This is a genomic window from Bacillus sp. 3103sda1 (assembly GCF_024159135.1).
Taxonomy (GTDB): Bacteria; Bacillota; Bacilli; order Bacillales; family Bacillaceae_G; genus Bacillus_A; species Bacillus_A rhizoplanae.
This window is the reverse complement of record NZ_JAMYWS010000001.1, coordinates 351,921-373,503: the sequence shown is the minus strand read 5'-3', so window position 1 is coordinate 373,503 and position 21,583 is coordinate 351,921. Positions and strand designations below refer to the sequence as shown.

Here is a 21,583-nt window from a genome sequence, read left to right as displayed (position 1 = left end):
AATCCCTCATGTATAAATAATAATTGCTTATCCCCTTACGAAAACATTTTTTACGCAATCGTTTTCATGAATTAATTTTAATAAAAACGTTTTCATATTACAATAACAATTTTATAGAAAATACAAATTTTTATGAGAAAAGATGCGTATGAGCATCTTTTCCCCATTAAGAAATATAATACACCCTTGTTTCATAAGGCTTTAAAGTTATGGTTGTAACTACATCATGTTCTTCTACTTCATAGTTATTCAAAAGCAAACGTTTGCATTCTAGGTTAAATGCAGCCTCATCATATACAGCTTTACTCTTTGATAAATTGCTAATTACAATAACTTTTTTATTATTTAACGTACGTGTATACGCATAAATTTGTGGGTCATCTTCTAAAAGTAAATCGTACGTTCCATAAGTAAACACTTCATGCTCTTTCTTCAATGCAATCATCTTTTTATAGAAATTTAAAATGGAATTTGAATCTTTTTGCTGCACCTCTACATTAATTTCTTTATAATTTGGATTCATTCCAAACCAAGGCGTACTTGTTGTAAAACCGGCATTTTCTACACTACTCCATTGCATCGGTGTCCGTGAATTATCACGACAAGATGCCCAAATAATCTCCATAATTTCTTGGTGAGATATACCCTCTTCAATCTTTTGACGATATAAGTTCTTAATTGCTACATCATCATAATCTTCAATATGTGGGAACTGGACATTTGTCATTCCAATTTCTTGGCCTTGGTAAATAAACGGCGTACCATGCATAAAGAAATACATTGCACCTAAAGCTGTTGCACTTTCGCGCCAATACTGTTTATCATCTCCCCAAGTAGAAACAATACGAGGTTTATCATGATTTTCAATATACAGTGCATTCCATCCTTTATTTTCCAAACCTTTTTGCCACTTTGTTAAAACTTTTTTAAGTCCTGTAACATCAAGCTCTTTTTTCTTTTCTGCATCCCATAAGCTTAAATGCTCAAATTGGAATACCATATTAAACTTTCCTTGTTCTTCTCCAACCCAAAGCTCAGCATCTTCAATTTTCACACCATTTGCTTCGCCAACAGTCATAATATCATAATTTGAAAACGTTTTCGTTTTTAACTCTTCTAAAAGCGGCTGAATGCCATCAACATTCATATGTTTATCAAAAGAAGGTACATACTTTAGTCCTTTTGGATTTGGCATGTCTTTAAACCCTTCTTCTTTTTTAATATGACTAATCGCATCAACACGGAAGCCGTCAATTCCTTTATCAAGCCACCAATTGACAGTATCATATAACGCCGCACGCACCTCTTCATTTTCCCAATTTAAATCTGGTTGCTTACGTGAAAACAGGTGTAAATAATATTGATCTGTTGCTTCATCATATTCCCAAGCAGATCCGTTAAAAATACTTTCCCAGTTATTTGGCTCTTTTCCATTTTTTCCCTCATGCCAAATATACCAATCACGTTTCGGATTATCTTTAGAAGAACGCGATTCAATAAACCACGGATGTTCATCACTTGTATGATTAATAACTAAATCTATAATGAGCCGCATTCCACGCTTATGAACCTCGTCTAATAACTGATCAAAATCAGCCATTGTACCGAATTCATCCATAATAGCTTGATAATCACTAATGTCGTAACCATTATCGTCATTTGGCGATTTGTACATTGGACAAATCCAAATCACATCAATACCCAGTTCTTTTAAATAATCTAATTTTGAAATAATGCCTTGCAGATCTCCAATACCATCGCCATTTGAATCCATAAAGCTGCGCGGATAAATTTGATAAGCTACCGCTTCTTTCCACCACGTTTTGTTCATAATTTCTTCTCTCCTTTTGCATAAATTAATGCAAACGTTTTCGTAACACTATCATAACAAAATATAAAGAATTTGTAACGATAATTTTTTACATTCTTATTAAAACATCCGATTTAAAAAAATATTTCATCGTTAACCTATATGTATGATTAGTCTTGAACAAAGTGAAACTTTTACTAGTGATTTACGAACTCCTCTACACGAGATTCCGTTTGTTAGTACAGTAATATACAAATTTTTTATATTTGATAACATAAAAAAGCCCTTTATAAATATATAAAGAACTTTAATAATATAAAATCTGAAAAGGAAAGTTAGCATAATAATTCATTTTTTATATATTGTAATATTAATCTTGTACTTCCCTATCATCTATTATTTTGTTTTTACACAGAGATTTCTTCAAAATAAATGGGATCATGTATTGTAATTTTTTTATCTAGGACCGTGACAATACAATCATTTTTTAGTTGCTTTAACACTCCACTAACCGTTTCACGTGATGTCCCAGATATTTTAGAAATTTCAATCGTTGTAAGAGGGCATGAAATTATAATTTCTTCTCCCTCTTGTTCTCCTAAATCATTCATCAAATAACATAATGTTTGAATGACACGATCTTGCGCATTTGGAATTGTGATATTTTGGATACGTCTTTCATTTACCTTCAATATAGAAGATAACTCCTGAACAATATACATGAGCTGTTTTCGATCTGATTTCACCATGTCCTCAAAAATAGAAGTGGGGATATAGTACACATCAACATCTGTCATTGCTATAGCTGTATAATTATATGACTTATCTGTAAACATTCCACTGCAAGGAAAGATAGAGAAACGCTTTATGTAATCTTCATATAATAAATTTCCGCTTTGATTGACTCGCTCCAATTTTACAAATCCATCTAGCATAAGATATATTCTTTCTCTTGAATCACCTTCTAAAAATAAAAATTGCCCTTTTTTGTAGGTTCGCCAATAGACAAGCTCTGCTAGGCTTTTTAATTTCTTATCTGATAGATCAGCAAATAATTCAAATTGCTTTAAGTCTTCAACTATATTTCGTCTTTGCATGAAACGTTCTCTCTCTTTCTATAAAGTGAAACTTCTATCAGTTGGGGATTCTTCATCGTCCACCTATTTTTTCGCTTCTCTTTGAATCTTGAGGTGAGGGTTCCCACGAATAGTGGGATAAATTATAAAGCAGCGTAAAGAAAGCGCCTTCAAAAATTATTCTATCATAATAAAACACTGAATTTTCCCTTTATGAATGAATACTTTATGAACTTCCTCTATATTTGTACATAAAAAGAATGAAGCATGTCACTTCATTCTTTTTATGTACAAATATTTATAGATCTTACTTAGAAATGATGGTACCAGCATTCTCTTCTAATGCTTCATATACTTTTTCTAATGAAGTAATAATCGTTTTTCGTTTTGGATTTGTATTAACAAAATGAATTGCTGCTTGAATTTTTGGAAGCATGCTGCCTGCTGCAAATTGGTTATCTTGTATATATTGTTCTAGTTCGTCAACTGTAACATTCTCTAATTTCTTTTGATTTGGTTTATTAAAGTTTATATATACATGATCAACAGCAGTTAAAATAACAAGAATATCAGCATCTACTAATTCAGCTAATTTTTGAGCTGCAAAATCTTTATCTATAACAGCCTCAGTTCCTTTTAATCCATCGTCCGAATCTATAACTGGAATTCCGCCTCCTCCAACAGCAATGACAATATCCCCGTCCTCCACTAACGCATTGATTACTTTATGTTCATGAATACTCACTGGTTTTGGTGATGGTACAACTCGCCGCCATCCACGCCCGGAATCTTCTTTAAATGTAGCTTTTGTTGTCTCCATTAATTTTCGTGCTTCTTCTTCCGTATAAAAGGGACCAATTGGTTTTGTTGGATTTTTGAACGCCTCATCCTTTTCATCCACCACTACACGAGTTATAACCGTTACTACATCTTTTTCTATATTGCGCTTTTTCAAAGCCTTTTCAATTGCATTTTCCATCCAATATCCAATCATCCCTTGGCTCATTGCACCGCAAGTATCTAATGGCATTGCAGGTGTTTTTTCCGTTTCCGCTGCTTTTTGCTGCAATAGGATGTTACCTACTTGCGGACCATTCCCATGTGCAATGACAACATCTACATTATTTTCCATAATTTTAACTAATTGTTCTGCCGTTCTTTCCAAAGCTTCCTGTTGTGCTTGTGCAGTAGCATCCCCAGATTGTATTGCGTTTCCTCCCAATGCAACAACGATTTTTTTTCTTTTCATCTTTCAACCCTCCAATTCCTTTTCAAAAGAGTTTTTAAAGAGTAATACTACCTGTAGCCAATTGATAAATTGCAAACAGTGCTAAAGCTCCAATGACTATCGAGGAGACAAGCTCGACACGAGTAAATATTTGTTTTGGACTTGTTTGCTTTTGAACTTTGTAAAAGATAAAAATTCCTGGTGCATACAGTATCATAGTCAGCAATAAATAATCTAAACCTGCTGCATAAACTAACCAAATCGCATACATACTCGCAACTAAACCAATTACGATATTTTTTGTTCGATCGTTCTCTTCAGACTGCAAACTATACTTAAATTGATAGAATGCTGAAAAAGCATAAGGAATTAAAATTGCAGAGGAAGCGAGAGAAAATGCAAAATGATAGGCTTGATCTGAAACAACAAATGTCAACAAGAAAACTTGAATCAGACCATTTGTTAACCATAATGAATTAACAGGAGCTTTATTTTTATTTTCCTTCGCAAACCATTTTGGAAATACACCGTCTTTAGCAGCCAAATAAGGAATTTCAGATGCTAGTAACGTCCAACCTAACCAAGCACCTAATACAGAAATAATTAAACCTAAATTAATAAAAATAGCTCCCCATTTCCCAACAACACTTTCAAATACATATGCCATCGCTGGATTTTTCAAATTTGCAATATCTGCCTGCTTCATAATTCCTAAGGATAATAGTGTCAAGAGAATGTAAATAATGAGAGTCCCTATTAATCCAATAACAGTTGCTTTCCCGACATCACTTCGATTTTTTGCACGGCTCGATAAGACCACAGCTCCTTCTACTCCAATAAATACCCAAAGAGTTACAAGCATTGTACTCTTAACTTGACTTCCTACAGCCGCCCAGGAAAAAGTAGCACTTTGTCCCCAAAATCCATCTAAGAAAATATCAATATGAAAAGCAAATATCCCTACAACAATAAATACAAAGACAGGTACTAACTTTGCAATCGTTGTTACTAAATTTACAAGTGCTGCTGATTGTACACCGCGTAAAATCAACATATGAACACACCAAAGTAATATACTTGCTCCAATAATTGATGCTACATTCTGCCCACCTTCAAAAACTGGAAAAAAGTAACCTAGTGAAGCAAATAATAACGTACCGTAAGCCACATTTCCGAGCCAAGCGGATAACCAATATCCCCAGGCACTATTAAAGCCCATAAAGCTACCGAATCCAGCTTTTGCATAACTAAAAATTCCCCCATCTAAATCCGGCCTTTTAACTGTTAAGTTTTGGAACGCTAATCCAAGAGAAACCATTCCGATACCTGTTATAATCCAACCAATAATAATAGCACCTGCACCTGCACCCTTTGCCATATCACTTGCTAGGTTAAATGCTCCGCCTCCGATCATGGAACCTACAACAAGAGCGGTCAAAGTAAGCAGTCCTAATTTCTTTTCTTCACCCATTACACTCACCTCTCTTTTATCAGATAGGAATAAACAACAGTAGTGAATGATTGTATATAAAGGAAGATAAATTGAAACTTCCATCAGTGGGGGATTTTTTCATCCTCCACTGATGGAAAGCCCTCATCAATAATGGGATAGAGAAGGAGGAATCTCCCCCTTCTTTATTCCATATCTCCTAAAGTAGCTGCCATAACCGCTTTAATTGTGTGCATTCTATTTTCCGCTTGATCAAATACCTTTGAATGCTTACTACGGAATACTTCATCACTTACTTCCATTTCTTTTATGCCGTATTTTTCATATATTTCCTCTCCATACATTGTTTCCGCGTCATGAAACGCAGGTAAACAATGTAAGAAAATCATATTTTCATTCCCGGTCTTTTCAATCATTTTCATATTTACTTGATATGGTTTAAGAAGTTCAATACGTTCAGCAAATTTATCTTCTTCTCCCATAGATACCCATACATCTGTATAGATAACATCTGCACCTGCAACAGCTTCTTCCACGTTGCTCGTTACCATTACCCGATCACTATATTTTTTAGCGATATCAATGACTTCCTGTGCTGGAAATAATGATTCTGGGGTACAAATATGTACTTCCATTCCTACAATAGAGCCGCCAACTAATAAGCTATTCGCTACATTGTTACGGCCGTCTCCAACATAGACCAGCTTAATATCTTTTAATTTTCCGATATGCTCTTTTATTGTTAACAAATCCGCAAGTGTTTGTGTCGGATGCCACATGTCTGTTAAGCCATTCCATACTGGTACACCTGAATTTTTTGCTAAAGATTCCACTGTTGCATGTGCAAATCCACGAAATTCAATACCATCAAACATACGTCCTAAAACTCTCGCTGTATCTTCAACAGATTCTTTTTTCCCAAGCTGAATATCATTTTTACCTAGGTACTCAGGATTTGCACCTAAATCCGTACATGCTACCGTAAATGCACAACGTGTACGAGTTGAAGTTTTTTCAAATAAAAGGGCAACATTTTTGCCTTCTAAATAATGATGTGGGATACCATGTTTCTTTTTCTCTTTTAAGTCTGCTGCTAAATCAAGAAGATATAACAACTCTTCTTCTGTAAAATCTTTTTCTGCAAGAAGGCTTCTTCCTTTTAAGTTTGGTTTTGTCATTAACATCATTCATCCCTACTTTCTCCAGTATTTATGCTAAATATCTTTTCGAACAATTGGCATACTCATACAACGTGGACCCCCACGGCCGCGAGACAATTCCGAGCTTAATACTTCAACAACCTCTATACCATGCTCACGTAATAAAGCATTTGAGACATAGTTGCGATCATATGTAACAACTACTCCCGGTGCAATTGCTAATGTATTAGATCCATCGTTCCATTGTTCACGAGCAGAAGCAATCACATCTCCTCCTCCGCAAGGAATAAGAACCAATTCACTCAAACCTAGCGCTTCTTTTAAAGCCTCAGTTAAAGATGTGCGGTATGTAATTTTGAGAGTCTCTTTATCCGATCCTTTTTCCAAAATATAAATATTCATATTCCCCTTTGGACCTTGAATGGCTGGATGGATTGTAAATTTATCATAATCAACCATTGTAAATACTGTATCTAAATGCATAAACGCACGACATTTTGGAATCTCTATTGCCAGCACTTTCTTAATTTTATTTTGACGACTAAATAAATTTTTTGCTAAGCGTTCAATGGCCTTAGCTGAAGACCTAGCAGATACTCCAATTGCAATTGTTTCCTCATTTAAAATAAGCTCATCGCCACCTTCAATCGGAAACTTATAATCACGATCTAACCAAACCGGCACATTGTGACTTGCAAAGCGCGGATGGTATTTAATAATATATTCCATAAATAAAGATTCCCGTCTCCGTGCTGGCTCTCTCATTCTATTAATTGTTAAGCCTTCACCTATTGTCGCTGCTGGATCACGTGTAAAATATAAATTTGGCATTGGATCTAAATAAAATGGATAATGCTCTTCCATTAATTCATAAAGATGCGCCTTTTTATTCGTTTCAATTTCACTTTTACGCACGCCACCCATAATTTTTTGAATCAAATCTTCATTTGAAAAGGAAAGTAAATACTCTTTTAAAGTTTGGTGTGCAATATTTACATCTGCTTGCCCTTCTTTTAAAATACGATCAACAAATTCTTCTCGAAGCTCTTTATTAACTAATGCTTCAGCTGCTAGTTTCTCTAGATAAAGAATCTCAATCCCCCGATTTCGCAGTGTTTGTGCAAAATAGTCATGCTCTTTTTGAATAATTGGTAAATATGGAATATCGTCAAATAATAATTGCTGTAAATATTCTGGTGTTAAATTTTCAATTTCTTTACCAGGGCGTTTTAGTAAAACGGTTTCTAATTCTCCAATTTCTGAAGTAACATGTATCGGATGCTTCATTTGTTGTACCTCCTTTTAAATTCATTTGATGTCTTACAATTACATAATAAACAGAATGCATATATCGCTTTGTGAAAACGTCAACAATACTAGGTGAAATATTTCACAAATTATTTTGTAAAAAGTATAGCTAATCGTATTTTTATAAGATACTTCATCTCATAATTAAATAACTAGCTTTATATTATGTATATTAAATGTATAATAGCGTCCTATTTTATGTTAAAAGTTTTTATCTCGTATTAGCGGAAAGTAATTGTTCTACCTCAAAATTCAGCAAACACAAAGAAGTTAAATTAGGAAAATCCCAATTGATGGGAACTCATAATCAATAACAATAGAACCGCTCCATTAATTAAAATTTCACTGTTTCACTTTATAAAAATAAAAAAGACTGTTCTAATTTGCATTAGAAACAGCCTTCTCATTTACATAATCAAATTCAATCTACCTTTTAGAATCTCCCTATCTGCTTTTGATCGAGAAATTACAAGACATGTATCATTCCCACATATACATCCTATTTTTTCTTTCCAGTCTAAAGAATCAAATAAAACACCGATAACATGAGCATTTCCAGGCAGAGTTTTTATAATAATCAGTTGTTCTACATAATCGATTTTTACAACAACCTCTCTTATTTTTTTCTTTAGCTGTATATCTGCTCGCTGGTTCTCTTCTGTAAAAATCTTATATATTACCAGCCCTTTTGAAGAGGCTACCTTTACTAAATTTAATTCATGAATATCTCGAGAAATAGTTGCTTGTGTAACAAATATATCACGGTGCTCTAACAACTCTACCAATTTTTCTTGTGTATCTATTTCATTCTCTCTCACCAATTGTTTAATTAGTTGTTGTCTTTTCTCTTTTTTCATGAAAGACACTCCTTCTAATATTATAGCTTTATTATATCTTGCTATAATTTTCTTCTGAAAGAGACAAAGATAAATGTTGCGGAAACGTTCATATTTTTACTTTTTATAACAATTTTTTCTATAATTTATAGAAAAGAGAGCCAATTATATTGGCTTCCATTGAAATCGCTGCTGCTAATCCAAGCCCTACTATTTTTTTCATATCAATTAATCTCCTTTTAACTTTTCTATTCAACTTTATTTCAAAAAAATACTTTTATAGTTTTCGTTTTCTTTAACTACAGCAGTAACCTGTTCTTTTTTGATGGCCTTCCTGCCTAATTTCATTCTATCCAACAAAAAGCGCAATCACTATCGAGTTACATTACAATAACATTGCACTTCTGTAAGCAAGATATGACCATCATAATGTCTTTCGTTTTCCTCAAAGCATTCCACCGCTTACAAAAAAATAAAAATGAAGAACGATACATCGCTCTTCCTTCTATATGTTGTCATCTATACTTTTTATCATAAATAGATATATCGATTTTTGAAATAAATAATTAAATTTTGAAACAAATACTTATTTCTCTCAATGAAACTGTGTAATATACGACCAGTTATAATCCCTTTAAATTTTTAACGAAAAATAAAGGAATATGACAATTTATGACTAATTACCAAGAACAAGGTATTTTTATACACCCGAATTTCATTGGAGGGGGATGCATGATACAAGTTCAAAATCTGACAAAATCTTTTGGTTCTTTAAGCGTGCTCAAAAACGTCAATTTACACGTGCAAGAAAAAGAAGTTGTCGTCTTAATTGGTGCAAGCGGTTCAGGGAAAAGTACATTACTGCGTTGCTTAAATTTCTTAGAGCTGTATGATGATGGAAAAATTTCGATACAGGGTGAACAAATCCATCCAAAACGTACAAATCTAAACAAAGTTCGAGAAGATGTCGGCATGGTTTTTCAACATTTTAATTTATTTCCTCATATGACCTCACTAGAAAACATCATTGAAGCTCCTATTCACGTCAAGAAGTTAGACAAAACAAAAGCAACAAGCATTGCCTACGAACTGCTAGGAAAAGTCGGATTGCAAGATAAGGCTAACGTAACACCCGATCTTTTATCAGGTGGCCAAAAACAACGAGTTGCTATTGCAAGAGCACTCGCAATGAATCCGAAAATTATGCTATTTGACGAACCTACCTCAGCTCTCGATCCTGAACTCGTCGGAGAAGTACTACAAGTTATGAAAGACCTCGCAAAAGAAGGTATGACGATGATTATCGTCACGCATGAAATGGGATTTGCCCGTGATGTAGCTGACCGGATCATTTTTATGGATGACGGACAAATCGTAGAGGATGCACCTCCAGAACAGTTTTTCACCGCTCCGTCAAATAAACGCGCACAGCAATTTTTACGAAACATTATATAAACATTGGAGGAGTCTTTATGAAACGACATATGCTTAAAGTAATAGCAGCGATTGCATTATGTGCTTCTTTAATATTAAGTGCCTGTAGTAAAGAAAGTAGCACTACATCCGCAGATAGAAAGCAAGAATTTCGCTATGCAATGAGTGGTTTATATAAGCCGTTTAACTATAAAGAAAACGGCAAGCTTGTCGGCTTTGACGTCGAAATTGGTGAGGCACTTGCTAAAAAAATGAATATGAAGGCTGTTCCTGTAACAAATCCTTGGGAAACACTCATACAAGGTCTGCAAGCAAAAAAATATGATGTAATTCTAGGAAGTATGGCCATTACAGAAGATCGTCTCAAAGCAGTTAATTTTACGAATCCATATTATCGCTCTGGGGCACAAATTTTCGTTACAAAAAATAACACATCAATCTCCTCTGCTGAAGATTTAAAGGGGAAAAAAGTAGGTGTCGTAAAAGCAAGTACATTCAAAACACTTGTTGCCAAGCAGACAGATCAAATTACAGAATACGATAGTGACATTACCGCTCTTATGGATTTAGAACCAGGACGAATTGATGCTGTTGTCACAGATCAAATGGTAGGTCTTCGTATGATGAAAGAAGGAAAATCAAATATAAAAGATGCTGGTAAACCATTATCTCTTGATGAAATGGCCATTGCTGTTCGCAAAGATGATAAAGAATTAATGGAAAAATTAAATAAAGCATTAGATGAAATCATTCAAGATGGTACGTATGAAAAAATCAGTAAAAAGTGGTTTGGTCGTAACATTCTAGATGAGAAAACAGAATAGATTTTTTGTGCATAAGTAGTGCCCCGCACCTTTCATTGGGGCATTGCTATCATATTCGTAAAATTAAAATCAACTCATATAGAGGTGATACTAATGATCGATATTTTCATATCTACATATCCAACGTTCCTAAAAGCAATTGTTCTGACACTACAATTAACAATAACTTCCTTATTACTTGGATGCCTAATTGGACTGTTATTTGCTTTTTTTCGTATTTCAAATAGTAAACTCTTAAATGGAATTGCGCATGTATACATTGCTATTATTCGTGGCATACCGTTAGTTGTACAAATTATGATTCTCTATTTTGGAATTACATCTGTTATTGTATTATCACCTTTTTGGGCTGGCGCTATTGCCCTTGCTATTCATAACGGTGCCTATATTACTGAAATTTTCAGAGGATCCATTCAGTCTGTGGACCGCGGCCAACTCGAAGCAGCCCGCTCTTTAGGAATGACATATCCATTAGCAATGCGACGTATTATTTTGCCTCAAGCATTTCGTTTATCTATTCCGCCACTTGGCAATCAGTTCATTATCGGCTTAAAAGATTCTTCTCTCGTTGCCTATGTAGGAATGTCTGAGCTATGGGGATCCGGGCTTTCCGAAGCTGCTGCAAACTTTCAGCAACTTGAAACATATATTGTCGTCAGCATCTATTACTTGGCGCTCGTTCTTTTATTTACGTACTTCGTTCATCTTCTTGAAAAACGATTAGCACGGAAAAATATAAATCACACACAACCCGCTAAACAAAAAGAAATCCCTATGTAAAAAGCACGAACTCTTCATGAGTTCGTGCTTTTATCATTATTATATAAACATAGTTGATTCTAATAACAACATATATTTTAGCCGTTTTTTACATTTTTTACTTCTTTTACTTCTTCTATATTTTCCTCACGAAATTCAATATTCGCAGGATCTAATCCATTCCCTAAGGAACCGTATAGATGCGCCTTATGCGGATCAATTAACTCGCTACCTTGGTGGTACACACGCGGTGTATTCCAAAGTGTAGCTAATGCTTTCCCCATCGGCATTTCATGATAGCGCTCTGGCCACATTTCTTTAATTTTCTCTTTTACTAATGGATAGTATTTTGAGCTCATACCTGGGAACAAGTGATGTTCTGTATGATATGAGAAATTAAAATGTAATACGTCTACCCAGCGCGGCACTGTTACTGATAAACAGTTAGCAAGTGGATCATTTACAGGAACAATCGGGTTCAAACGGTGATTTGTTGCGATATATCCCATTACAATAGCGTTTGCAATTAATAATGGAATAACATAAGCAAAAAACCATTTTGCAGGACCCATAATAAACAATAAACTAATCCACACTGTCCATGGTAAAAGAAGCTGGAACCATACAGATTTTTTATTCTCTGGTTTAAATTCCTTTATAAAAAGAGCAAACATACGAGACGAATGCACTGTAAATTGAAGCGTTAACGATAGAAAGCTAAAGAAAGAACGAACATGCAACGGCATGCGATATACCCAACGTAAAAATTTGCTTTTCTTAAACTTCTCCATCGTTGGCCACGCATCTGGATCATGCTCCTCATGCTGTGTATGCACATGGTGAGTCAAATTGTGCCACTTTCTCCACAACTTTGGTCCAGTTGATAGTGGCAGAAACGCAATTGCTCCAAGAAAATCTCGCAGCCAAGCTTTTCTTACTACTGTACCATGTAAAATTTCATGTCCAAGAAATCCCATAGATGCAAAACATAATCCTAGAACGATTGCAATTCCAAGATTAGCCCACACGTTCAAATCTAATAAACCAATTGTCAAAAATCCCGCTATCGTAATAAGTAAATAGGCTAGTCCACCAAACAAACGAGTTGGGACTGGTTTAAATGCCTTCTTTGGCAAATGCGGTGATACACGTGCTGCATACCATCCAAACGTATGAAGATCCTTCATTCTTTTGCCCCCTTTTCATGCCGCGCTTACGCACCCTGCATACATCGATTGTCGTTTCCAGATTGATATTACTATTATTATAAAATTTTCTTTCCCAAAGAAAATTATGCTCACTTAATCTTACAATTATTATTCATTGAAAAATATTTCTCTTTTTACTCTTTATCAACCTTTCCACTAGATGAATCATATCAGTAGACTTTCTATATTGTCAATAACTTTTATGACCTAGTAATAAAAGTTGGTTATATTTTCATAATCACTTCCTATGTTACTAAAGAAAAAATGCTTATTTACCAACATTTACACTCCATACCAATTCTTCATCACTTTGTTACCAAACACTTAATTTTGTGAAGGATACTATACTTAACCCTATTTGTCCTGTGTTATGTCAAGAAAATTAAAACAAAGAATCATATACAGAATCCCTGTTAATTTATTATTTTAAAATAATTTATTTTTGACACATGAAATTTTGGTTATTGGAAAAATTAAGTAAAACAAACTGATTAGAATAAGAGGTGCATTCATATGGAACATGAACAACTTCCAAGATTTCCAGAACCATATTGGCGGGACTCTACTAACTTCCCTACTTTCCCAAAGCTAACCGAGAACATTAAAACAGAAGTTGCCATTGTCGGAGCAGGTATCACTGGCATTACAACAGCGTACTTACTTGCAAAAGAAGGAATCAAAGTTGCATTAATTGATGCCGGAAATATTTTAAACGGAACAACTGGACATACAACTGCAAAAATTACAACCCAGCACGATCTTATTTACGATGAACTAATTAGCAATTTTGGGGAAGAGAAAGCAAGATTATATTACGAAGCAAACGATAAAGCGCGGCAATTTATAAAAGATACCGTACAACAGCACAATATCCAATGTGATTTCACAGAAGAAGATGCTTATCTATATACGAATTCAACCGACAATCTACACAAGTTAACGAAAGAATTAGAAGCATATAAAAAGCTTAATATCCCTGGCGAATACATAGAAAGTATCCCGCTTCCAATTCCTATCAAAGCGGCACTTGTTATAAAGAATCAAGCACAGTTTCATCCGCTTCGCTATTTAGCAGCGCTTGTCGAACAATTCATTGAAGCTGGCGGCGTTATATACGAAAACACAACTGCAGTTGATGTGGAAAAAGGATCTTACCTGCAAGTCATTACAAAAGACGGACATCGAATCACCTGTAGTTACATTATTTCTTGTTCACACTTTCCGTTTTATGATGCGAACAGCTTTTTCTTCGCAAGAATGTACGCAGAGCGCTCTTATGTCCTCGGTGTAAAAACAAAACAAGAATATCCAGGAGGAATGTATATAAGTGTTGATAATCCGAAGCGTTCCCTTCGCTACACCACAATGGGTGATGAAAAATTGGTGTTAATTGGTGGTGAAAGCCACAAAACAGGACAAGGCATTAACATGATGAAACATTACGAAGCACTGCAAACATTTGGCGAAGAAACCTTTGGCATAGAAGAAATTCCATACAGATGGGCAACACAAGATTTGATTACACTTGATAAAGTTCCTTATATCGGACATATCAATGAAAATAACCCTAACATTTTCGTCGCAACAGGGTACCGTAAATGGGGCATGACAAATGGAACTGCGGCAGCCTTATTACTAAAAGCATCCATTATGAAAATCGATAGTCCATATAAAGAACTGTACGCACCATCACGCTTCCATACAAATCCAGATATAAAAACGTTCGTCACTCAAAACCTCGACGTAGCAAAACATTTAATTGAAGGAAAACTAGAATTTGCGCTTCGTAAACCAGAAGACCTCGTAAATGGAGAAGGTGCTGTCGTAAGAGTAAACGGAAAACGTGCTGGCGCTTATAAAGACGATGACGGCAAACTTCACATTGTCGATACAACTTGTACACATTTAGGCTGCGAAGTGGAATGGAATAGCGGTGATTGCACGTGGGATTGCCCTTGTCATGGTTCGCGGTTTTCGATTCAGGGAGACGTGATTGAGGGGCCGGCTGATAAGGCGTTAAAGAGACTTGAAGATATGTAGTACTGTTAATGTACAACCTTTACCAAGGAAGAGCACCAATATTATCGGTGCTCTTTCCAGCTTTGATGTAGCATATCCCGAAACAGGACATTCAACTGCTCAATATCTATAGCTGTCTTCTTTTCTAAACTCTTCACATACTCCTCGTAATACATAATCTGTCCTTCTAAAAATTCATTCAATGTCGCAATTCTTGGTCCTACATTCAGCTCGATACCTACTTTTTTCTTCTCAAGCAATTCCTCAATTTCTTTCAAAAGGTCTGCATCCAAGGCTAATCCATTCACTAATCTTTCAAACTCAACAGGCGGCAATGTTCCTTTCTCTTCTAACCATCTGCAAGCTAGTATCGGACGTAATACATAAAAGTATTTCTTTAGCTTTACTTCTTCACCTTGCAAAAACGTGCGATAGTTTTTAGATGCCATATGTAAATAATGATAGATCGTTGCTTTTAGATCAAAATGATTGCTCATTTCCTGCAAACGCTCCGGAAGATTTGATTTCTTAACGTATACAATTGGCGAAAGAATCCACTCTAACAAAGCTGGATTCGATTTAGAAAATAACTGTAATGCTTTACGGAGTTCCCAGCCACTTATATCAAGTGCATCGCTGATTGGATACTCAATAACATCCCGCTTTTGCTCAATTGATAAGTACCAGTCCATTCGATGTACGTATACAAAACGGACATCATAGTCACTATCTTTTGATGGAAAGCCCCAAGCCCTGCTTCCGGATTCAACAGCGAAGAGAATCTTTACGTCGTTTTCTCTTTCAATTCGTTGTAGCTCTAATTGAATTTTTCCTCTCATATTTATCACTCTCATTTTTCTATCATTTCCTCGGAAATTCGACACCGAATCCAAAACACCTGCCTTTAGTATGGCATCTGCGATAACATACATATACGAATTTTCTGTGTATGTCGTGTCTTTCTTTAAGATAAAATGTCAATGAAGAGGATTCTCTATTTCTCAACTATACCTTCAATCACCACTCCTAAAAGACACTATTACATGTCATTTCCTCGTTAAGCAGGATAAGATCTCAAAAAAATAACCCCTTGGAAACCAAGGGGTTATTTTTGCTCTTGTGCTATTTTCTCTGCAATCCGTTCAAACTCAGCTTGAATTTCATCTTTAAACGAATCCACTTTGTCAAAATCCATCGCTGTAATATAAATTTTCTCTAATTTGTCACGTACAGTTTTTGCTTTCGCTAAATAGGACATCGCTTCATTCATTTTTTCTCTATAGCGCCTTGATACATCTTGAATTTCTACTGCATATTTCTCATCTGTTCCCGGTGCAATAATGAGCTCATACATATCAATGATTTCATCACTCTCACGGGTTGGAAAATATTCATGAGGTGCTGTACTATCAAAAATTGCAAAGCCAAGCTCTCTTACAATAACCATATCAAGGCTATTTGGATCAAAGCCGCAATGATATATCTCAACATCGAAGCCCTTCTCTTCAGCTGCCGCTGCTAATTTTTTTAACATCGTCGATTTCCCAGAACCAGGACGCCCTTTTATAAAATAACGCTTCGGTACATCTTCCGTTAAATTTGGAACAAAATCAACTGCTCCTTTTGGCGTTGCGGCTCCTAAAAAACGATGCTTCACATTTGCTTGTTTCGTACACGTTTTATCACTAAAAAATTGCTGTATGAGCTGTTCTGTCAGCTCATTTGCTTTTTCAAAATCAATATGGTCAATATAAAACTTCTCCCACTCATCATGAATCTCTAGCGCCGTCTTAAAACGCGCATAAGCTGACTGAAACGCATTGCTCGCTTCTGATGTATAACGCATAATCTCATCTTTATGCGCCCCAAGTTGAGTAGAATCCCAAGCTACACCTAAGTTTACATACTCTTCTACAACGCCTGGCGCTTTCGGTTCAATAACATGCGGCGCTGTTCCATCAACAATTCCAACTTGTAATGACGGAATAATCACACCATCAATCGAATTATTGTCAGACGAACAATGTAAAAATTCAATATCATACCCTTTCTTCACCCACTCACGACCAATCAGCTTCATAAGCGAAGACTTTCCTGTTCCAGGTCCACCTTTTAAAATAAACAACCGGTCTAATCCCGTTAAGTTCTCTTCAAATAAACTGTAAAATCCCCTTGCTGTATTACCGCCAGCATAATAATTTTTTATATTTCCTGTCACTGCCTTTCACTCCCTTGTAAGCAGTTTCACTACATAAGCTACAATATGCAAACAGGGAAGGATAGGTGAATACCCATCTAAACTTCCTTCAGTGGGGTGCTTACTGTCAGTTAATGCAGGATCAAAAAAGAGAAACTCGTAATAGTTCCTCTTCATCTCTCATTATTCATTTCTATATTTATTTCTCCAAGAATATAAGAGAAGGCTAAACATAACTACAGTTTGCAGCATAATAAGCACCGCATCCCAAAAATATAAATTCGACATTGGTTTTTGCAAGTTAGGAATAGTTTGCTTCATCTTGAATCATAGTAATTACATCAATACAGATCGGAGGCATTTCATAAAATTCACCCGTCACTTCATCTTCAACAATGTAACTTTTTTAATCTTTACGGATTTCTATATCATGTAATGTTACTATCGATTCATACATTAGTTTCATAGTATTCACCTTTTTTATTTACATTTTTATTCCTACCATGGCCAGTTGCACCACCAACATCCTGTCGTTTTTACTTTTTCTAACTTGCGAATTTTCATATTTACACCTCCTTCATCATCTATTATCGTAAGTGAAATATAAGTGCCAAAACAAATGCATTTGATTAAAAATTCTTTATTTTCTTTATGAAGATAATACATCACAGGTAATAACAAGAGCATAATAATATAAAACCACAGTCCCATAAAACCCATATGTTTTGTGCCACTTTTTATAACATAGACTGGGAAAATATAATTATACAGAAAATCATATAATATAAAAATCGAATAAAATAATGATATAAACCATTTCATAGCTTGTTTCTCTTCATTTTTAAAATTGGAACATATTATTAATTTTCACATATCTTACAACACTAGCCGTACGTACTCTAAGAAGTGTATGTTATTCATTTAAATATACAGCTACACAGTTATCGTAACTAACATAATATTTCGTCATTTATCGACATTTCCCTCTATTCATAAATGAAATATTTTCTAACTAAAACAGATTGTCCTCTCTTTAACAATACTTTTACACTTCATTTACTCATAGTTATGTATAAAAAAACTCTTCTTTCACCGTTTGAAAGAAGAGTTTTTTTTATACATATATTTATCCCGCATTAACGGGCAGTAAGACCCCCGCTGATGGAAGTTTCACTTTATTTTACCTCTACTGCTGGCAGCATAACTTTTACCTTTGTTCCGATACCAAGTTTGCTTTCAAATACAATCTCACCTTGATGTTCTTCAATAATTTTGTATGTAACCATTAATCCTAAGCCTGTTCCATTTTCTTTTGTCGTATAGAAGGCCTCACCTATTTGATCTATTTTTTCTTGATCGATTCCGCATCCTTCATCAGTAACACTCACTACAATTTGATTATCATGAACTACATTTGCTTCCACAATAATATTACCGCCATTTGGCATAGACTCTATCGCATTTTTAATAAGGTTAAGAAATACTTGTTTCATTTGTTTTTCATCACATTGTATAGACGGTAATGTTTTATCAATCATTGTCGAAATGGTAATGCCATATTGCAAAGTCGGCTGTTCTACAATATAAATCACATAAGATAAAATATCTTTTATATTATGTAATTTATATTCTCTCTTTTTCGGCTTTCCAAGAACCATTAATTCACTAACAATCGTATTCATACGCTCAATTTCTTGCACCATAATGTTATAATACGCAGCATCTTCAGGATGTTTTTCTCTCTGCAATTGTGTAAATCCTTTTAATGCTGTTAATGGATTACGGATTTCATGTGCAATCGTAGCCGCCATTTTTCCAACGACTGCTAGTTTTTCAGCTTGCTGCGCTTCTTCAAATATTTGTGTAATGGTACGTACATACGATTTGAAACGTGTTAACAAAATAAAGGATATGATTCCGAGAATCGCACATAATACGATTGGAATAATAACCGTTGATATGTGTAAGAGAATCCCTAAAAGGGCATATTTCCCAATCATACCGAGCGAGACTAACCAAAAATATCGTTTATTCACAAAAAGGGGCGAAAACAGAACGAGAAACTGCTCTACCGCATTCCCACTTGCAAATTTTTGTGAGTCCCCTAGATAAATCATTATACTATTAAGTAAATCAATAAAGGTATATCCCAAAAATATGATATATTTTACAGCATATGGATTTTTCTTTTTTATTAAGTAAATTCCAATCGGCAATAACAGAAACATGAAAATATGCACTCCAAACCCTAATCCACCTTCTGGAAAACCGATTGGCCGATCATCTATTTTCATTGCCGGATAAATAAAATAATATATGATATCATAAGAGAAAAAAATAATATAAAACAAACTTAAAAAAAGCTTTAATGCTTTAATTTCCTCTTGTATGAGCATATCAGCTTTGTCCACGCTAAAACTCCTTTATACATAGCATCAATTTTATATACTACTTGTTATTTTATAAGAAAAAAACAAATTTATGAAACTATTCTTCCTAACATAGATTGTTATTCATTAAACAAATATTGTTTTCTTAAATACTTTATTGATTCCCTCAACATAAGAGTGAAAACTCATTAATAAAATATAAGCTTCCCAATTCAGCATCTCTCAAATACATTCACACGTTACAGAAAATGTATCGAAATGCATATCCTATTAAATATACATATTTCACAACATGTAGAATTTCTTTCTTTACAAAATATATGCTAAGTAATAATAAAAGCAAAATTAAACACCCACAAAAATAACTTGGCACTTTTCATTTCTTCTTCAAGCAATATAGGATTTGGATTCACCTTAAACTCCTTTGCATGTTTATATAATCGAGAATAAAAAATGTTTCCAATGTTTTATTATATCGATAAAAAAATATCCTACAATCCTATTTTAAAAATAAAAAGAAAGACTCTTATCTAATTTGTTGTATCCACAATTAGAAACAGTCCTCTTTCTCCCCCTTGTTTTCTTCCGCTATTTTCAAATAGCTTTTTCATTCTCTTCATACATAAGTTTACCTAAAGCAGGATAATCTTTCTGAATCCCATTTAATAAAACCTTTTTTCTTCTATGACTAAAATCATGTATTTTAGTTTTAATAATTGATTCATATTTTCTAAGTATCCTATTTCTAGTCCTCATCTTTCACATCGAAATCTTCAGGAATTGGTTCGTTTAATATTTCTTCTACTAACTTTTTATATTTCTCCATTTGTTCTAGGTGTGTATTAAATTGCTCTTTATTCAGCAAGTACTGTTCTCCATCATGGACAGCACGAATGCGTTTTTGTTGGATTAAGCTTTCAATATACGATTCTGGCATATTTAAAAATTCAGCTGCTTCTTTTATTGTTAAATACAATATGTTCATTCCTTTCTTATATAAGCGAAGTAAGTGAAATTACTCCATTTTATCCCGCTATTTGCAAGTAGTAAGATCCCACTGATGGAAGTTTCACTTTATTAATCACTTTATCTTCCATTCGTATAAACTTTACCACACTCACCACATCTTTGGGAGTTAACAATACAGATATATGTTCAAATTGTATTCTATAGAAATAAAAGATTAGGGAAACTCATCCCTAATCTTTTATTTTGAATGTTATTCATTTTTGACCGTACGTCTCAAACTTCTTCGCTAATACAGCTAATTCTTCCTCTGGCAATAGTTTCGGTTCTCCAATACATTTCGTTTGATAATAAATTTGCGCACAAAATTCTATCTCTTCTGCGACTGTAAACGCCATTTTAATATTATGTCCCCCTGCAATTAGTCCATGATTCGCAAGTAAAACAGCGCGGCGATCTATCATTCCTTCATAAGCTGCTTCTGCTAATTCTTTCGTACCGAATGTTGCATACGGTGCACAGCGCACATTTGGACCTGCAAAAGCTACTAAATAAGAAACAGCTGGAAGCTCCCAACCTAATGATGCAATTGTCTTTGCATAAGGAGAATGTGTGTGTACAAGAGCATTCAAGTCGTCTCTTTTTTGATAATAAATGAGATGCATATCAAGTTCACTAGATGGTCTTCTTGTTCCATCAATAACATCTCCATTTAAATTCAGTACAACCGCATCTTCAGGCGTTGTCTCAAAATACTCTAATCCGCTTGGACTCATCGCAACTAGGCCTTGTTCACGATTAAAAATACTAATATTACCGCCTGTCCCCTTTGTTAGTCCGCTTGTGATTAATTTCTTTCCATACTCTACAATTTCTTCTCTCTCTTTTTGTAGTAACATATACATCCTCCTCAACGGG

18 protein-coding genes and 1 pseudogene are annotated in these 21,583 nt (G+C 34.6%); 5 read left to right on the top strand and 14 right to left on the bottom strand.

Going from position 1 to position 21,583, the window contains the following annotated elements; genetic code table 11:
* Positions 1-166 precede the first annotated feature (166 nt).
* The 7 genes from NKR74_RS01910 to argR all read right to left on the bottom strand — a co-directional run bounded on the left by NKR74_RS01910 (position 167) and on the right by argR (position 8,889).
* Positions 167-1,831 (bottom strand): glycoside hydrolase family 13 protein, encoded by a 1,665-nt coding sequence (locus NKR74_RS01910; protein WP_253628473.1) that lies wholly within the window; start codon positions 1,829-1,831, stop codon positions 167-169.
* A 386-nt stretch (positions 1,832-2,217) separates the two neighbouring features.
* Entirely contained in the window at positions 2,218-2,907 is a 690-nt protein-coding gene (locus tag NKR74_RS01905) for a Crp/Fnr family transcriptional regulator (protein ID WP_098309133.1), read from the bottom strand.
* Positions 2,908-3,193: 286 nt separating this feature from the next.
* Positions 3,194-4,135 (bottom strand): carbamate kinase, encoded by a 942-nt coding sequence (gene arcC / locus NKR74_RS01900; protein WP_098309134.1) that lies wholly within the window; start codon positions 4,133-4,135, stop codon positions 3,194-3,196.
* Positions 4,136-4,169: 34 nt separating this feature from the next.
* Positions 4,170-5,585 (bottom strand): arginine-ornithine antiporter, encoded by a 1,416-nt coding sequence (gene arcD / locus NKR74_RS01895; RefSeq protein ID WP_253628472.1) that lies wholly within the window; start codon positions 5,583-5,585, stop codon positions 4,170-4,172.
* Positions 5,586-5,749: 164 nt separating this feature from the next.
* Positions 5,750-6,748, bottom strand: coding sequence for an ornithine carbamoyltransferase (gene argF / locus NKR74_RS01890; protein ID WP_098309212.1), 999 nt, complete (start codon positions 6,746-6,748; stop codon positions 5,750-5,752).
* 30 nt (positions 6,749-6,778) lie between these two features.
* The gene (gene arcA / locus NKR74_RS01885; RefSeq protein ID WP_253628471.1) at positions 6,779-8,011 is read right to left on the bottom strand and encodes an arginine deiminase; all 1,233 of its coding nucleotides are present in this window, start codon (positions 8,009-8,011) and stop codon (positions 6,779-6,781) included.
* A gap of 428 nt (positions 8,012-8,439) precedes the next feature.
* Complete coding sequence (gene argR / locus NKR74_RS01880) at positions 8,440-8,889, bottom strand: arginine repressor (protein WP_253628470.1); 450 nt, start codon at positions 8,887-8,889, stop codon at positions 8,440-8,442.
* A 389-nt stretch (positions 8,890-9,278) separates the two neighbouring features.
* Here argR and NKR74_RS24030 point away from each other — a divergent pair.
* The 4 genes and pseudogenes from NKR74_RS24030 to NKR74_RS01865 all read left to right on the top strand — a co-directional run.
* Positions 9,279-9,344, top strand: a pseudogene (locus NKR74_RS24030) (BBE domain-containing protein); the annotation flags it as partial.
* Between the two features lie 256 nt (positions 9,345-9,600).
* Positions 9,601-10,323: an amino acid ABC transporter ATP-binding protein gene (locus NKR74_RS01875; protein ID WP_253628469.1), complete on the top strand. Its 723-nt coding sequence runs from the start codon at positions 9,601-9,603 to the stop codon at positions 10,321-10,323.
* A 17-nt stretch (positions 10,324-10,340) separates the two neighbouring features.
* Positions 10,341-11,126 carry an ABC transporter substrate-binding protein gene (locus NKR74_RS01870; RefSeq protein WP_253628468.1) on the top strand — a complete coding sequence of 262 codons (786 nt, stop codon included), beginning with the start codon at positions 10,341-10,343 and terminating at the stop codon, positions 11,124-11,126.
* 93 nt (positions 11,127-11,219) lie between these two features.
* Positions 11,220-11,906 (top strand): amino acid ABC transporter permease, encoded by a 687-nt coding sequence (locus NKR74_RS01865; protein ID WP_253628467.1) that lies wholly within the window; start codon positions 11,220-11,222, stop codon positions 11,904-11,906.
* Between the two features lie 77 nt (positions 11,907-11,983).
* Here the strand turns inward: NKR74_RS01865 and desB are convergent, their stop codons facing one another.
* Positions 11,984-13,072, bottom strand: a complete 1,089-nt coding sequence (gene desB / locus NKR74_RS01860) for a Delta(10) desaturase DesB (protein ID WP_253628466.1) — start codon at positions 13,070-13,072, stop codon at positions 11,984-11,986.
* A gap of 534 nt (positions 13,073-13,606) precedes the next feature.
* On the opposite strand from desB, the gene NKR74_RS01855 reads away from it, so the two are divergent.
* Complete coding sequence (locus NKR74_RS01855) at positions 13,607-15,133, top strand: FAD-dependent oxidoreductase (protein WP_253628465.1); 1,527 nt, start codon at positions 13,607-13,609, stop codon at positions 15,131-15,133.
* 41 nt (positions 15,134-15,174) lie between these two features.
* Here the strand turns inward: NKR74_RS01855 and NKR74_RS01850 are convergent, their stop codons facing one another.
* From NKR74_RS01850 to NKR74_RS01825, 6 genes are all read right to left on the bottom strand, one after another.
* Positions 15,175-15,951, bottom strand: a complete 777-nt coding sequence (locus tag NKR74_RS01850) for a nucleotidyltransferase domain-containing protein (protein WP_253628464.1) — start codon at positions 15,949-15,951, stop codon at positions 15,175-15,177.
* A gap of 266 nt (positions 15,952-16,217) precedes the next feature.
* On the bottom strand, positions 16,218-17,330 hold the full coding sequence (locus NKR74_RS01845; RefSeq protein ID WP_253628463.1) for a PRK06851 family protein: 1,113 nt from the start codon (positions 17,328-17,330) through the stop codon (positions 16,218-16,220).
* Between the two features lie 477 nt (positions 17,331-17,807).
* On the bottom strand, positions 17,808-18,167 hold the full coding sequence (locus NKR74_RS01840; RefSeq protein WP_375337685.1) for a hypothetical protein: 360 nt from the start codon (positions 18,165-18,167) through the stop codon (positions 17,808-17,810).
* A 317-nt stretch (positions 18,168-18,484) separates the two neighbouring features.
* Positions 18,485-19,720: an ATP-binding protein gene (locus tag NKR74_RS01835; protein ID WP_098309146.1), complete on the bottom strand. Its 1,236-nt coding sequence runs from the start codon at positions 19,718-19,720 to the stop codon at positions 18,485-18,487.
* A gap of 724 nt (positions 19,721-20,444) precedes the next feature.
* Positions 20,445-20,684 carry a helix-turn-helix domain-containing protein gene (locus NKR74_RS01830; RefSeq protein ID WP_098309147.1) on the bottom strand — a complete coding sequence of 80 codons (240 nt, stop codon included), beginning with the start codon at positions 20,682-20,684 and terminating at the stop codon, positions 20,445-20,447.
* Between the two features lie 238 nt (positions 20,685-20,922).
* On the bottom strand, positions 20,923-21,564 hold the full coding sequence (locus tag NKR74_RS01825; protein ID WP_253628462.1) for an L-fuculose-phosphate aldolase: 642 nt from the start codon (positions 21,562-21,564) through the stop codon (positions 20,923-20,925).
* Positions 21,565-21,583 lie beyond the last annotated feature (19 nt).